We start from the raw sequence: 15,140 nt of genomic DNA on the forward strand, positions 1-15,140 counted from the left end.
GTCGGGGTGCGAAACAAGTTTATGAGTTTTTTGCATAATCTATATCGCTTTTATCATTTGCAACTTGCGCTGCCAATTCCTAGCTTTATCCCATAAGCAAGTAAGCTTTTCAGGGGTAGCGTCATCTCGCCCTTCTATGGCGCTGCCCCTGCTTTCTGTACAAAAATTCATAAAAGGACCAGGCGAATGGCAAGCCGCGCACCGTTTCATTGGGAAGATCCGCTCCTGCTTGAAGAGCTGTTGAGCGAAGACGAACGCATGATCCGCGATGCGGCCCGTGCATATTGTCAGGAAAACCTTCAGACCCGTGTTCTTGAAGCCAACCGTCATGAGATTTTCCATCGTGAAATCATGACCGAGATGGGTGAACTTGGCCTGCTTGGCCCGACCATCCCCGAGGAATATGGCGGACCGGGTGTGAACCACGTCGCCTATGGCCTTGTCGCCCGCGAAGTTGAGCGCGTTGATTCCGGTTATCGTTCGGCCATGTCGGTTCAGAGCTCGCTCGTGATGCATCCGATCTATGCTTATGGCAGCGAAGAACAGCGCAAGAAGTATCTGCCGAAACTGGCAACCGGTGAATGGGTTGGCTGCTTTGGCCTGACCGAGCCGGATCACGGTTCCGATCCGGGCGGCATGAAAACCCGTGCCCGTAAAACCGACGGTGGTTTCAACCTGTCGGGCGCCAAAATGTGGATCACCAACAGCCCGATTGCAGACGTGTTTGTCGTCTGGGCCAAGGATGACGAAGGCGTCATTCGCGGCTTCATCCTTGAAAAGGATATGAAGGGTCTGACCGCGCCGAAGATCGAAGGCAAGTTCTCGCTGCGTGCATCGATTACGGGCGAAATCGTCATGGACAATGTCTTTGTGCCCGAAGAAAACATGCTGCCGAATGCCAAGGGCCTTGGCGGTCCGTTCGGTTGCCTGAACAAGGCACGTTACGGCATTGCATGGGGTGCGATGGGTGCTGCTGAATTCTGCTGGCATGCCGCACGTCAGTACACCATGGATCGCAAACAGTTCGGTCGTCCGCTTGCGGCAAACCAGCTGATCCAGCTGAAACTGGCCAACATGCAGACCGAAATCACTCTGGGCCTGCAGGGAGCGCTTCAGCTTGGCCGTCTGCTTGACGAAGGCAAAGGCGCACCGGAAGCGATTTCGCTGATGAAGCGTAACAACTGTGGCAAGGCGCTTGATATTGCCCGTGTTGCCCGTGACATGCATGGCGGTAACGGTATCGCCGACGAATTCCATGTCATTCGTCATGCGATGAATCTTGAAGCGGTCAATACCTATGAAGGTACCCATGATGTTCACGCCCTGATCCTGGGCCGTGCACAGACCGGACTTCAGGCCTTCACCACCGAGGGCTGATCCAAAGATTTCGATCGGGCGACGGCAGAAATGTTGTCGCCCTATTTGATTCCAGCTGCTTTTTTCCCAGCTGCCTTTTTACAAGTCGATATTTCGGGATATTCAGATGACTGGCGCACTTTCCGGGCTTCGTGTTCTTGACCTTTCGCGCGTGCTGGCGGGCCCCTGGGCCAGTCAGACCCTTGCTGATATGGGGGCAGAGGTCATCAAGATCGAACGTCCCGGTGCCGGTGATGATACCCGTGGCTGGGGCCCTCCTTTTGCCAAGGACGCCAATGGTGAAGACACGACCGAGGCGGCCTATTACCTCACGGCGAACCGTGGCAAAAAGTCGCTTACCATCGATATCACCAAGCCCGAAGGTCAGGAGATTGTCCGCAATCTTGCTGCGGAAAGTGACGTGGTGCTCGAAAACTTCAAGGTCGGTGGCCTGAAGAAATACGATCTGGATTACGCATCGCTTTCAAAGGTGAACCCGAAGCTTGTCTATTGCTCGATCACCGGGTTCGGGCAGGACGGCCCCTATAAGGACCGGCCGGGTTATGACTTCATGATCCAGGGCATGGGCGGACTGATGAGCATCACCGGTGCACCGGACAGCGCGCCGGGCGGGCAGCCGATGAAGGTTGGTGTTGCGGTCGCCGATATCTTTACCGGGCTGTATGCAACGATTGGCATTCTGGCGGCCTTGCGCCATCGGGATGCCACCGGCGAGGGCCAGTATATCGATCTGGCACTTCTGGATGTTCAGACAGCGGTTCTTGCCAATCAGGCGATGAACTATCTTGCGACCGGCAATGCGCCCGGCCGCCTTGGCAATGCACATCCCAATATTGTGCCCTACGAAGCCTTCCCGACGGCGGATGGTTATCTGATCCTCGCAGTTGGCAATGACAGCCAGTTCAGAAGCTTCTGCGCGGTCGCCGGGCTTGATGCGCTGCCGCTTGATGAACGCTATGCCAGCAACCGCAAACGCGTTGCCAATCGAACAGATCTGGTACCGCTGATCCGTCAGGCAATGGTGGAGAAAACCACCGATGAATGGATTGACGCGCTTGAAAAGGCCAATGTGCCGTGCGGGCCGATCAATACCCTTGATCGTGTGTTTGAAAACCCGCAAGTCCAGCATCGCGGCATGGTCAAACAGCTTGATCATCCGACGGCCGGAACCGTTCCGACGGTTGCCAATCCGATCAAGTTTTCCAAAACGCCGATCACGGATGAAAAAGCCCCGCCGATGTTGGGGCAGCACAGCGATGAAATCCTGCGCAAGGTGGCCGATCTCAGTGATGATCAGATTGCCAAGCTACGGGACGCGGGGATCGTTTGATCCGGGCAGAAAAGGCCATTCGCAATAACGCTTGGTGATTGTTCTTTTTCAGGTAATCATCTCTTTTGGTTGAATGGTGCGTTGCACATTATTTTGTAATGCGTGGTTCTGACGCAATCTGCACCAGTTTGGATACCCTTTTAACGAGGATATTGCGGAAGTTCTGTAAATAGCGATGCTTTCGCGACCTCCGGATTGCAAGTCTCTGTAGATTTTATATCATTTTGCAAAATACAAATTCGGGGAAGTGCATGTCAGAAGTAGTCATTTCAGCGCAGTCTGTTGGTAAAACATTTGGCTCAGGGGCGGACAAAGTCACCGCACTGGACTCGGTGTCGGTTGATATCTTTCAGAACGAGTTTTTCACTATGTTGGGCCCGTCGGGCTGCGGCAAAACGACTTTGCTACGCCTGATTGGCGGTTTTGAACAGGCAACATCGGGCCAGATCCTGCTTGAGGGCAAGGAACTCAATGACCTGCCGCCGTTCAAGCGCCCGATCAATACGGTGTTCCAGTCCTATGCCCTGTTCCCGCATCTGACGGTCAAACAGAACATCACCTTTGGTCTGGAAATGCAGGGCACAAGCCGCAAACAGGCCGATGGCCGGGCAGAAGAGATGCTCGAACTTGTGCGGTTGGCAGAATATGGCGACCGCGTGCCAAGCCAGCTTTCCGGCGGTCAGCAGCAGCGTATTGCCTTGGCGCGTGCACTTGCCCCCGCGCCAAAGGTCCTGCTTCTTGATGAACCGCTGTCGGCCCTTGATCTGAAATTGCGCAAGGAAATGCAGGTCGAACTCAAACGCCTGCAGACCGAAACCGGGATTACCTTTGTGTTCGTGACCCACGATCAGGAAGAAGCCCTGGCCATGTCGGATCGAATTGCTGTGATGAAGTCTGGTGAAATTCTTCAAATCGGTGCGCCGCGCGAAATTTACGAAGCACCAACCCATCGCTTCGTCGCGGACTTTATCGGCGACAGTAACTTCCTGATTGGTGAACTTGTCGATGGCGGTGCAGGCAAGCGTGCAGTGAAACTTGGCGGTGGTCAGGTGATTGCCCTGACACAAGAGGTTTCTGATCAACGCAGTGGCGAAGTCACGGTTTCGGTCCGTCCGGAACGTCTTGGACTGGCTGCTGCAAATGATGCCGGTGCCGATCAGCTGACCGGCACGGTTGCTACGGTCATCTATTTCGGGACAGACACCACCTATCAGATTGATCTTGGCAATGACGCCATGCTGACCGTCCGGATGCAGAACGGGGCTGGTGCCAAGGCTGACTTCTCTGAGGGGGACCGCGTTGCCATCACCATGTCGCCCGATGCCGTTCGGGTACTGGCAGACTGATCATGGGCAGCATTATACGATCCAAACGATTTTGGTTGGTCGCACCCGCAGTGGTTTATATCGGCTTCTTCATGGCCGTGCCGCTGTTGCAGATGGCCTATGTTTCCATGTTGGAACGCGGCGATTACGGCGGGGTGAACTGGGGGGCATTCTCGATGGATGCCTATATCAGTTTCATCTTTGAACGCGACCTGATGGACAATCTGGTGGTCAATACCGACTACCTGCAGATTTTCGCCCGTTCGTTCGGCCTGTCGGCAATGACGACCGTCTTTGCTCTTTTGCTGGGCTTCCCGACGGCGTTTTACATTTCGACCCAACCGCAAAGCCGGCGGAACTTCCTGATCTTTCTGGTGACGATCCCGTTCTGGACCAACATTCTGGTGCGAAACTATGCGTGGATGCTGTTACTGCGTAATGGTGGCCTGATTGATGGCATGCTGAACTGGATCGGGATCGAGACCGGCGGGCTTGATGTCCTGTACACGCCCTATGCGGTGTCGATTGGTCTGACCTATACCTATCTGCCGTTCATGGTTCTGCCGATCTATGCCAGCCTTGAAAAGCTGGATCATCGACTGGTCGAGGCGGCCTTTGATCTGGGTGCGGACAAGCGTCGCGCCATGAGCCGTGTGATCCTCCCGCTTGCGGCACCGGGGATTGCGGCGGGTAGTATCCTTGTCTTTATTCCGTGTCTTGGTGCTTATGTGACGCCGGAACTTCTCGGCGGTGGCAAGTTCATGATGATTGCCAACCTGATCGGCAGCCAGTTTGGTGCTGCACGTAACTGGCCGCTTGGGGCAGGACTTGGCTTTGTGCTTCTGGCACTCGTCCTGATCTCGATGATGGTCTATTCGTTCAAGTTCAAATCATTGCCGGAGGAAAGCCGATGAAAGTCGATGCTTCCAACCCGCTGTGGCGTTTCCGCGGGATCACCTCAACGGCAATGTTCTTCTTTGCCTATCTCTATCTGCCGATTGTCGTTCTGATCGCGCTGTCGTTTAACGAAAACCGTCTGGCGACGATCTGGACCGGCTTTACCATGGACTGGTATGTCACGGCCCTTTCCAACGATGACATGCTGCGCGCAGCCCAGAACTCCATCGTTGTAGCGATCTCGGCCACGGTTCTGGCGACCATTGCGGCAACTTTGGCTGCGATGGGCATGTCGCGTGGTCGGTTCAAGGGGGAGGCAGGAGTGTCAGCCATGCTGGTTCTACCGCTGCTGGTGCCTGAAATCGTAACCGCGATTGCAACACTTCTGTTCTTTGTCGCGCTGGGTATCAAGCTGGGCCTTCTGACTGTGATTATCGCCCATACGGTCTTTTGCATTCCGTTTGCCTATCTGCCGATCCGCGCACGGCTTGAGGGCATGGACCCCGCATTGGTCGAGGCAGCAAACGATCTTTATGCCAATGAATGGAAAGCCTTCCGGCGTGTGACCTTGCCGTTGTTGTGGCCGGGGATTTTGTCGGGTGCGATGCTGTCCTTCATCATCTCGCTTGATGACTTTGTGATTTCCTATTTCGTTGGCGGGGCGGGGTCCACGACATTGCCGATCTATATCTTTGGGATGATCCGGATCGGGATCACGCCTGAGGTGAATGCTATCTCTGCGATGATGTTGATTGTCTCAATCGTGTTTGTCAGCATCTCGTTCATGATTGATCGTATTCGCTATTAGTCACTGAAATACCAAACGGGATGGCGGGTTCACCGGACGGGCCGGCCATCCGAATAACAAAACAACGCACCGTCCTTATTTGGGAGTCTCACGATGAAACTACGTTCCGTACTTCTGGGAGCATCCGCGATCGCCTTGTTGTCGACCGGTTCGGCACAGGCTGATGGCGATCTGTTTTTCTATAACTGGTCGAACTATTTTCCGCCGGACCTGATGGAAAAGTTCGAAGAAGAAACCGGCATCAAGGTGACCCTTGATGTGTATGATTCCAACGAAACCATGCTGGCAAAGCTGCAGGCCGGCGCATCGGGCTATGACATTGCCGTTGCGTCCGACTACATGGTCGACGTGATGATCAAGGAAGGTCTGGCAACCAAGTTTGATGCCAAAAGCCTTGAGAACTTCGGCAACGTTGCCAAGCCGCATGACACCATGAAATACGATCCGGAGCGCGAATACTCCGTGACCTATCTCTGGGGGACCACCGGCTTTACCTATGACGGTGCTGTTGTTGATGGCGAGCTTGAAAACAGCTGGAAAGAATTCTTCGAACCGCGTGAAGAATTCCGTGGCAAGATCGGCGCGCTGAACGACGAAGTCGAAATGTTCAATGCGGCGTCCTACTATGCGGGCGTTGAAAAATGCACCGAGGACCCGGCCGAAGCGCAGAAGGTTCTTGATGTTCTGTTGAAACAGAAACCCTACATCGCTGTTTACAGCTCTGAGGGCACCATCGACCGTATGTCGGCCCGCGAAGTTCAGATGCACATGCAGTGGAACGGTGCAGCCCACCGTACCAAGGAAAGCATCCCGGAAGCGGTCTTTGTCTATCCGAAGGAAGGCCTGACCTACTGGGCTGACCACTTTGTCATTCCGGATGGCGCGCCGAACCTCGAGAACGCCAAGACCTTCATCAACTGGATGATGAAACCGGAAAACGCAGCCGCTGCGTCGAACTATGCCGGTTACATGAACTCGATCAAGGGCACTGGCGAATTCATGGATCCGTCGCTGAATTCCGACCCGGCCGTGAACATGCCTGAAGAATACGCTGACCTTCTGATTCCGTCGCAGAACTGCTCGGTCAAGGCGCGTGATCTTCGTAACCGTGTCTGGACCAAACTTAAAAACTAAGTTCGGTTCCACGTGTCATCTTTGTGATCCGGCTGTCGTCTGATGGCCGGATCATGTTATTTTGCCCACAACTTTTGCGACCACCACCATATTGATTTCAGGAACGCTGATCATGACTTCGCCGGCATCCTTCCCCGAATATGTAACTTTGGCCCTTTGGGCGACAAACCTTGGTCGACCGGTCGCGGATTTGGCCGGATGGGCCGACCATGTTGATGCCAAAATGGCCGAGGCCGCCCAGCAAGGGGCCAAGATTTTCGTTCTGCCGGAATATGCCAGCGAACAATGGTTGGCCTTCAAACCCGAAGGTCTGCAAACCGGTCAGGAAATTGCCTGGATGGCCGATCTTGCGCCCGAGGCGCGCAAATACGCAGCCGACCTTGCCAGGAAGCATGACATGCTCCTGGTTGCTGGCAGCATGCCCTGGCACATTGATCCGGAAAACCCGGCGGCCGGACAGACCAACAGTGCAATGATCTTCACCCCCGAAGGAGACGCGATCATTCAGGACAAGCTGTCGCTGACCCCGGGTGAGCAGGAGCCGGAAAACTGGAACCTTACCCCGGGCAAGGATTTCAATGTCATCAAATGGCGCGGGCTTAATGTGGCTGTGCTGATCTGTCTTGATATTGAAATGCCGGCCTTGTCGTGCGTTCTTGCGCCGCTTGATATTGATCTGTTGCTCGTGCCATCCATGACCCTGACGCCATCGGGCTATAACCGGGTGTTTGGTTGTGCCAAGGCGCGCGCGGTTGAACTGATGACAGTGGTCGGGGCCTGCGGGACGACCGGGGCTGCGATCAATACCACCAACAACCCGACCAACTATTCAGGCTGTTCGATCTTTACCCCGTGCGAACCGCAATTGGGCCACACCGGCCGATTTGCCGAAACCGAGCCGACCTTTGATGATGGTGCCGATGGCGAACTGCTGATTTCCAAGGATGTGCCCGTGGGCCTGATCCGCAACTTGCGCAATGGCGAAGCCGAAGTCTGGCCAGGTGGCTGGACGGCAGGCCACGTTTCCGTCAATAAATTCGGCTAATTCCCGCTTGGGAACACCTCGAAATCTTTGCTTGATCTGCATGGCGCTTCAAAGATGATGTTTCCTGCGTAAGCGACAGAAATCAAAATCAGGAACAGTCATCATGAAGATTGCGGTAATGGGTGCCGGGGCGGTGGGATGTTACTACGGGGCGATGCTGGCCCGGGCTGGTCATGACGTCACCCTGATCGGGCGCCCCAACCATGTTGAGACCATGAACCGTGATGGCTTGTTGCTCGATTTCGGGTCGTCGCAGGAATATGTGACTGTTACGGGTGATACCGTTGCGGCCGGTGTCGCGGGTGCGGAAATGATCCTGTTCTGTGTCAAATCCACTGACACGATCGAGGCGGGTGAACAGATCAAACCGTTCCTGTCCGCCAACACCATCGTGCTCAGCTTGCAAAACGGTGTGGATAATGCTGAACGCCTCACGGGTGTTCTGGGCCAGCCGGTTATTCCGGTGGTGGTCTATGTCGCGACCAGCATGGGCGGACCGGGCCATGTCAAACACCATGGGCGTGGTGAACTTGTGATTGGTCCGTCCGCACAAAGCCAGACCGTGGTCGATACGCTGGTGCCGGCGAAAATCCCGGTCGAGGTTTCCGAAAATGCCGCCGGTGCCCTGTGGGCCAAGATGATCCTGAATTGTGCCTATAACGCGCTTTCGGCCATTACCCAGCGGCCCTATGGCGAAGTCGTGCAAGGTGTTGGCGTCTGGGGTGTCATGCGCAATGCGGTGGATGAATGTCTGGCGGTTGCTAAGGGATGCGGTGTGACGGTGCCGGGCGATGTCTGGGGTGCGATTGAAAAAATCGCCGAAACCATGCCTGGTCAGTTTTCCTCAACCGCACAGGATTTGGCGCGCGGCAAATCAAGCGAGATTGATTTTCTGAACGGCTATATCGTGCGCAAAGGGGCGGAACTGGGGATCGCAACCCCGACCAATCTGACCTTGCATGCCCTGACCAAATTACAGGAAACCAAATCGGTGTAATTGCCTGATTACTCTGCCGGGGAGTTCGCGGGTTCAGTCGCGCCCTCGGGGTTCTCGGGCGAGCGTTTGAATTTGCGGGTGATGGTGGCGACGATCTGGTCGTTAAACATCACGAGCGCGGCGGCGATAACGATGAAGACCCCGCCCATCAGGCTGATCGGGGCGGGCAAGACGCCAAACACGATGATATCGAGGATGATCGCCCAGATCATGGCGGTATATTCAAACGCCGAAAGGGTCGATGCCGGGGCGCGGGCGAGTGCCTCGGTCATGGCGATATGCGCCAATCCACCCGTCAGACCCGCGCCAATCAGGAAAACAATGTTGTTGTCCGAAAGCGGCGCCCAGCCAAACGGAATGGTCAAAAGACCGCCGATCGAACAGATCACGGCAAAGTAGAAGGCAATCGTGCCGGATGGTTCGGTTGTCGTCAGTGCCTTGATCTGGACCTTGGCAAAGGCGGTGGTAACCGCAAAGGCCACACCGGCCCCGATCCCGATCAGGGTGTTATGATCAAGTCCCGGGGTCGATAGCGTTGGCCACAGCATCAGGAACACACCAGCAAACCCGCCAATGGTTGCGCCAATCACCAGCCAGCCGGGATTTTCCCTCAGCGTGATGATGGCAACCGGGATCAGGATCAGTGGCGCCAGAAAGCCGAGTGCGGTGGCCAGTGCCAGCGGCAGGTAGGCCAGCGACACAAACGCCAGAAACATCGAAATACAGCCATAGGTGCTGCGTTTGAGATGCCCGAACGGGCGCTTGGTGCGGAGCGCCCTGGGAAATTGATTGCGCCACATCAGGTACGCCACAATCGGGATCAGCGCGACACTGCTGCGCCAAAAGACGATCTGGCCGGTCGGGGCTTCGAAAGAGGCCAGCCGGACAAACAGGTTCATGACCCCGAACAATCCGGTCGCAGCAAGGCGTAACCCAATTCCAGACCAGAAGCTGTTCATCGTGTTTTTCCTGAATGGTGGCCGGTCATGTGACCTGCGTTCAGGGATATCGCAAGTTCAGAATGGGCAATACTGATAAATTCTCATGTCTGACTGCATGATATTTCAAAGCCTTCAGTCAGAAGTCTGTCGCATTACAGGGAATGCAGCCACTTTTCATATCGGGTATCGCGTTGTCCATCACTACTCTCGGGCAGATCAATGCGTCCGGCCTGGGCGTTGCGCCTGAAATCACCGGGGGTGATGTCGTATTTTTCACGAAACGCGCGAATGAAGCTGGTGTCGCTGGAAAAACCGCATTCAAGCGCAATGTCATAAAGTGACCGCTTGCCCTCGGTCGGGGACGCGAGCAACACCATCGCGTGGCGCAATCGCAAATCCCGGATAAACCGATAGACGCCACCGTGATCTTCCATCAACTGATAAAGTTTGGACCGCGATATCCCAAGTTCCCGCGCCGCACGGTCAGGCGTCAGATCGGGCAGGGCGAAGTTCTTTCGGAAGTAGCGCCGCACCATTGCCATGGTTTCGAGGTTTTGCCGCTTATGCGATGTGTCGGACGTTTCGCCCTGGGCCGCGTTCAGACAGGCGGCGAGCATTTCGACAAAACTGTTTTCCAGAACGCTTGCCTGTTCCGGGCTAAAGAAATGTGCGTTTTCCTTGAATGACAGCATCATGCTGGCAAGAATGCGTACCATCGGGTCACGCGGGCTTAAAAACCGCATATTGTGATCTTCCGGCAGAGTCAGGCGATTTTCCAGAAGCTGCCTTGGAAAAATCATGACGAGATTGTCAAAGTCGGTGGTGACTGCATTGGCAACCTGTGACAGGTCCTGAAACAGCAATCCGCCATGCGCAAGGGTCTCGCCGTCCTTTCCTTCTTCGGATGACATCCCGCCGCCATAGAAATACTGCACCATGTAATGGTCCATGCCGTCGGCAGCGATACCTGATGGGCTGCGTGACCAGAACTGATGTTTGCTAACAGTCCGCGCCAGCATCATCGATCCCAAAAGGTCAGCATCAACTGTTGCATGGAAATCGTTCTTGCGGATATCCGGAAGGGTTTCGACATCAAAGATGCAGTCAATGCTGCTTTTCCAGATCTCATAACGCACTGACATTGGAAGGTCATTGACGGTGAAAAAGGTGTGCGTATTCGCTTGTGTATCTGTCATTCCTGATCCCCGGTTTTGCTATATTTGCAAACAACGCTACCTGCGCCGGTCATTCTGGCAATGCATGCGGAACGCAACGAATACCAGATGCGTTCTATATTAGATCTATTTCAACCAAGGCGTCAAAGCCCAAAAGGTATAGCTATACCTATCAATTGGTCACAAACGCTGAGGATTCCGTAACGTCACAAAGGTCAGGTGCCTTTGGTTCATGTTCGCATACGTAAAACCACTGATTGATGATATCTTGGTCTGATGATTTGGACTCTTTGCATATTCTTTTGGACGCGTGGTGCATTGGGCCTCTGATCCGCATGCTAGATACATGCAAAATTCAACCGTCCTTTGATGAAAACAAAATAACGGGGACGGGTTCTATCAGTGTGACGTGATATCTTCTCTGGGGGAGAATATGGATCTGATTGAGATGCCGTCAGTGCGCGTGAAATCACGCACGGACAACCAAGATTGCGACCGCCCAAAAAGGGCCGGGCCGTCAAACGTGCCAGACGCCAAAGCAGCGAATGCCAGCAGTACCGGTTTACCTGAAATCCCCGATACGGAATTTGATGGGCCCGATTGCGAAACGCTTGCGCCGCTCGCACGGATGATCCTTGTGCTTGAGGGCATGCGGTCCTGCGCCAATGACAAAACCTTGTCAGCAGTGCCGGGCGATACCAATGAAATCACGGGTACCAACGAAGCTGCGCCGACGCAGTCTGGCGCCGAAACAGGTTGGGCTTTTGGTGTTCTGGCGGAAATGCACAGCATGTTCGAACGTGACTGGACGCCGGAACCGATCAAACACCACAGTGCAAAGCTGTTTGGCACGACCATCCTCCCGGTGAACGATACAGTCTCTTCAAACGGTCATTCGGAAACCCGGCGAAGCTAGGTCCTGCCCCCAGTATCCCGAACCTGATAGTATGATCGCGTGGGCGCGCATGCATATGTCTGGCGCCAGAAGGCGTGTTCATGGTGCCGAATAGATGCATTTTATCCACTTTTTGGATGATTCGCATATCGATTTGGATGGAATGTGCATTTCACCAATAAAATCCTAGGTAGAATTGTGCGGAATAATAAGACACATGACCGTTCACAGAGTGGGAAGATCTGCGTTCATGTAAGGACATGAATATCAGTGAAGCTTAATTTTATTCTCTGGGGTTAGAGATGATGTCTTGTGTACCGCATCCGGCACGCCGGAAGGGAGAAGTCAATTGTAGCGGCACGGGCCGTGATTGGGGCCCGAACAGCCATATTCTTCCCGGACGTCGTGTGAATGAGCCAAATCATCAGGCATGGAAATATCTGGTCGAAAGCGACCTACAGGATGATGCGCCCGCTCCTACGGCGATGGATGGCATGTTTTCCGACTATATTGACGAAGCATCAGTCGCGGTAACGCGCACCTTCGAAGACAGTTTCAGAATGCTGAAGTCAGTGATGGAAATGATGGCCTTTATCGAAGGTCTTCGTGTCATGCGTCATGACGGGCCGGTTGCAGCCAAAACCGATAAACGCCTTGATCGTCTCAGCCATGACTCATCTTCCGAGCAGCAAGACCAAAACTCGCCGCACCAGCAAAGCGGTTGGTCATCAGAATTGATGGTTCAGCTTCACAACATGTGCGCCAAAGGGCAGAAACCGCGCCCTGATCATGTCAACGTGACACAGAGTTACGGGATATATCTTGAACCTGAACACGAAATCCTGCCGCCAGAACCACGGGTGACCAGATACAAAAACTAGGCGCTGGATCGGCAACAAGCCGCCCTTAGCGGAAATAGCCGCCCGGCGTACGCCCGGTGGCCTTGCGAAACATCGCGATAAAGGCCGACGGGGTTTCGTATCCCAGATCAAGGGCGATTTCGGTCACCGGGCGATCATTGGCAAGCTTTTCCAGGGCATGCAGCAGACGAAGTTTTTGCCGCCATTCGCGAAACGGCATGCCGGTTTCACGCTGAAACAGGCGGGCCAAAGTGCGGCTGGATGCGCCACAAATCTTTGCCCAGTCTTCAAGCGTGCGGTTATCGGCCGGGTCGCCCTGCAAATGATCACAAATGCGTGCCAGTCGGGGATCTTTGGGCGCGGGCAGATGAAGCTTGTCCTGTTCCGGTGCCTTGATCTGATCCAGCAAAACACGGATCAGGCGGCCTTCTTCGCCGTCCTCATCATATTCCACCGGAATTTCCGTTGCCGCGCGGATCAGTTCGCGCAAAAGCGGGCTGACCTCCAGAACCATGCAGCGATCCGGCAGGTTCGCCGATACATCCCGACCGATATAAAGATGACGCGCCCGGGTAAAGCCGGCACAGGTCACAGCATGTTGCGTATGGGGTGGTACCCAGACGGCGCGTTGTGGCGGCACGATCCACATCCCGGCCTCGGTCACCACAGTCATGGTGCCTTCAAGCGCATATAAAAGCTGGTTCCAGTCGTGGCTGTGTGCCGCAACGTGGTAGCCAGCCGGCATGTCACTGACCCGGACATAAACCGCACGTGGCAATTCGCGGGGGCGGGGGATCTTGTTGTGGTGTTCCGGACGCCCGTCAAAGGTGTTGAGGATATGAACCATGCAGCGGAAGACTCAAAATGTCCTGATTGCGATATATGATGGCAGATTACCGCAAGACAGACGGATCGGACAGGTTTAACTTGGTCGCATTCCAAAACGTACAAGATGTGACATGGTCATCGCCACCAGAGCGACCTTGTCCCGGGAGTTGAAATGTCCAAGGAAATCATACCGGAGGCCAGCAATCACGCCGCCCCACTTGGTGATACCAATAACGGTCCCAAAGCCCCGGTCTATAAGGGCTGGCGCAATCCGGAAGTCCTGTTGATCGTGATGGCGTCGGCCATGCCGCTGTCCTTTTCGACCTGGATGGCGCTTTTGAATAACTTTTCGGTCGAGATGGCCGATTTCACCGGGCGCGAGATCGGCATTTTGCAGTCCTTGCGTGAAATTCCGGGCTTCCTTGCCTTCACCGCGATCTTTGTCCTGCTGATCCTGCGTGAACAGACATTTGCGGTGATCTCGTTGCTGGTGCTTGGCATTGGCGTTGCGATTTCGGGCTATTTCCCAACCGTGATCGGGCTTTATTGCACGACAGTTTTAATGTCGATCGGCTTCCACTATTTCGAAACCATGCAGCAGGCGTTATCGCTGCAATGGGTGCGCAAGGACCGCACCGCGATGGTTATGGGCCGCCAGCTTTCTGCCAAGTCAATCTCGTCGCTGGTGATGTTTGGCATGGTCTGGGTGATGCTGGAAATCTTTGCCGTTGAGTATCGCTATGTCTATCTGTTTGGCGGTGCGCTGACGATCCTGGCTGCCCTGTTTGTCTGGGGGGCTTTCCCGAAGTTTTCTGATGCCCATCCACAAACCAAAAAGCTGATCTTGCGCAAACGCTATTGGCTTTATTACGCGCTGACCTTCATGAGCGGTGCGCGGCGTCAGATCTTTACCGTCTTTGCCGGCTTCCTGATGGTCGAAAAGTTCGGCTATGACGCCGCGACCATTACGCTGCTTTATCTGCTCAACCACGTGATCAACATGTTCCTCGCGCCAAAAATCGGCAAGATGATCGGCAAATGGGGGGAGCGCCGCGCACTAGTGTTTGAATATGCTGGCCTGTTTATCGTTTTCGTCTCCTACGCATTTGTCGAAAACCATGTTCTGGCCGGTGGGCTTTATGTGATTGATCACCTGTTCTTTGCGCTGGCCATTGCCATCAAGACCTATTTCCAGAAGATCGCCGATCCGGCTGATATCTCCTCGACCGCCGGGGTCAGCTTTACGATCAACCATATCGCGGCTGTCTTCATTCCGGCGGCCTTCGGGTTGCTGTGGCTGATTTCGCCGGGGGCTGTGTTCCTGGCAGGGGCTGCCATGGCCTTTGTATCACTCGTTCTGGCGTTCAATGTGCCGCACGATCCGGAGCCGGGCAATGAGGTGGTCAAGGGATACAAGTCTTCGCATCTTCAGCCCGCCTGAGGCGAAGTGAAGGGCTTGTGCCCATGAACAAAAAAGGCCGCCCAGATATCGGGCGGCCTTTGATCTTTTTTGGCATCCGATGATGCC

14 protein-coding genes are annotated in these 15,140 nt (G+C 54.6%); 11 read left to right on the plus strand and 3 right to left on the minus strand.

What is annotated here, in order from left to right; genetic code table 11:
- Nucleotides 1-186: 186 nt before the first annotated feature.
- The 8 genes from ACXAIA_RS11645 (at nt 187) to ACXAIA_RS11680 (ending at nt 8,913) form a co-directional block, all read left to right on the plus strand.
- The gene (locus tag ACXAIA_RS11645; RefSeq protein WP_475349468.1) at nt 187-1,377 is read left to right on the plus strand and encodes an acyl-CoA dehydrogenase; all 1,191 of its coding nucleotides are present in this window, start codon (nt 187-189) and stop codon (nt 1,375-1,377) included.
- A gap of 106 nt (nt 1,378-1,483) precedes the next feature.
- Nucleotides 1,484-2,707, plus strand: coding sequence for a CaiB/BaiF CoA transferase family protein (locus ACXAIA_RS11650; protein ID WP_475349469.1), 1,224 nt, complete (start codon nt 1,484-1,486; stop codon nt 2,705-2,707).
- A gap of 251 nt (nt 2,708-2,958) precedes the next feature.
- A complete protein-coding gene (locus ACXAIA_RS11655; protein WP_475346983.1) occupies nt 2,959-4,053 on the plus strand; it encodes an ABC transporter ATP-binding protein in 1,095 nt (364 codons plus the stop codon).
- A 2-nt stretch (nt 4,054-4,055) separates the two neighbouring features.
- The gene (locus tag ACXAIA_RS11660) at nt 4,056-4,946 is read left to right on the plus strand and encodes an ABC transporter permease (RefSeq protein ID WP_475349470.1); all 891 of its coding nucleotides are present in this window, start codon (nt 4,056-4,058) and stop codon (nt 4,944-4,946) included.
- The gene (locus tag ACXAIA_RS11665; RefSeq protein ID WP_475346985.1) at nt 4,943-5,737 is read left to right on the plus strand and encodes an ABC transporter permease; all 795 of its coding nucleotides are present in this window, start codon (nt 4,943-4,945) and stop codon (nt 5,735-5,737) included. Before ACXAIA_RS11660 ends, ACXAIA_RS11665 begins: the two co-directional genes overlap by 4 nt.
- Before the next feature lie 93 nt (nt 5,738-5,830).
- Nucleotides 5,831-6,871: an extracellular solute-binding protein gene (locus ACXAIA_RS11670; protein WP_475349471.1), complete on the plus strand. Its 1,041-nt coding sequence runs from the start codon at nt 5,831-5,833 to the stop codon at nt 6,869-6,871.
- A gap of 112 nt (nt 6,872-6,983) precedes the next feature.
- The gene (locus ACXAIA_RS11675) at nt 6,984-7,916 is read left to right on the plus strand and encodes a nitrilase-related carbon-nitrogen hydrolase (RefSeq protein ID WP_475349472.1); all 933 of its coding nucleotides are present in this window, start codon (nt 6,984-6,986) and stop codon (nt 7,914-7,916) included.
- 103 nt (nt 7,917-8,019) lie between these two features.
- Nucleotides 8,020-8,913, plus strand: coding sequence for a ketopantoate reductase family protein (locus ACXAIA_RS11680; RefSeq protein ID WP_475349473.1), 894 nt, complete (start codon nt 8,020-8,022; stop codon nt 8,911-8,913).
- 8 nt (nt 8,914-8,921) lie between these two features.
- On the opposite strand, the gene ACXAIA_RS11685 is transcribed toward ACXAIA_RS11680, so the two are convergent.
- On the minus strand, nt 8,922-9,872 hold the full coding sequence (locus ACXAIA_RS11685) for a DMT family transporter (protein ID WP_475349474.1): 951 nt from the start codon (nt 9,870-9,872) through the stop codon (nt 8,922-8,924).
- Nucleotides 9,873-10,006: 134 nt separating this feature from the next.
- Nucleotides 10,007-11,050: a helix-turn-helix domain-containing protein gene (locus ACXAIA_RS11690; protein ID WP_475349475.1), complete on the minus strand. Its 1,044-nt coding sequence runs from the start codon at nt 11,048-11,050 to the stop codon at nt 10,007-10,009.
- A gap of 502 nt (nt 11,051-11,552) precedes the next feature.
- Here ACXAIA_RS11690 and ACXAIA_RS11695 point away from each other — a divergent pair.
- Both ACXAIA_RS11695 and ACXAIA_RS11700 read left to right on the plus strand, forming a co-directional pair.
- Nucleotides 11,553-11,945 carry a hypothetical protein gene (locus tag ACXAIA_RS11695; RefSeq protein WP_475349476.1) on the plus strand — a complete coding sequence of 131 codons (393 nt, stop codon included), beginning with the start codon at nt 11,553-11,555 and terminating at the stop codon, nt 11,943-11,945.
- A gap of 281 nt (nt 11,946-12,226) precedes the next feature.
- Nucleotides 12,227-12,805, plus strand: coding sequence for a hypothetical protein (locus ACXAIA_RS11700; protein WP_475349477.1), 579 nt, complete (start codon nt 12,227-12,229; stop codon nt 12,803-12,805).
- A 25-nt stretch (nt 12,806-12,830) separates the two neighbouring features.
- Here ACXAIA_RS11700 and ACXAIA_RS11705 read toward each other — a convergent pair whose 3' ends face one another.
- Entirely contained in the window at nt 12,831-13,631 is an 801-nt protein-coding gene (locus ACXAIA_RS11705) for an AraC family transcriptional regulator (RefSeq protein ID WP_475349478.1), read from the minus strand.
- Nucleotides 13,632-13,784: 153 nt separating this feature from the next.
- Between ACXAIA_RS11705 and ACXAIA_RS11710 the strand changes: the two genes are divergently transcribed.
- Nucleotides 13,785-15,053, plus strand: a complete 1,269-nt coding sequence (locus ACXAIA_RS11710) for an MFS transporter (protein ID WP_475349479.1) — start codon at nt 13,785-13,787, stop codon at nt 15,051-15,053.
- Nucleotides 15,054-15,140: the final 87 nt, after the last annotated feature.

It is taken from the genome of Thalassospira sp. ABL2_045, assembly GCF_056161285.1.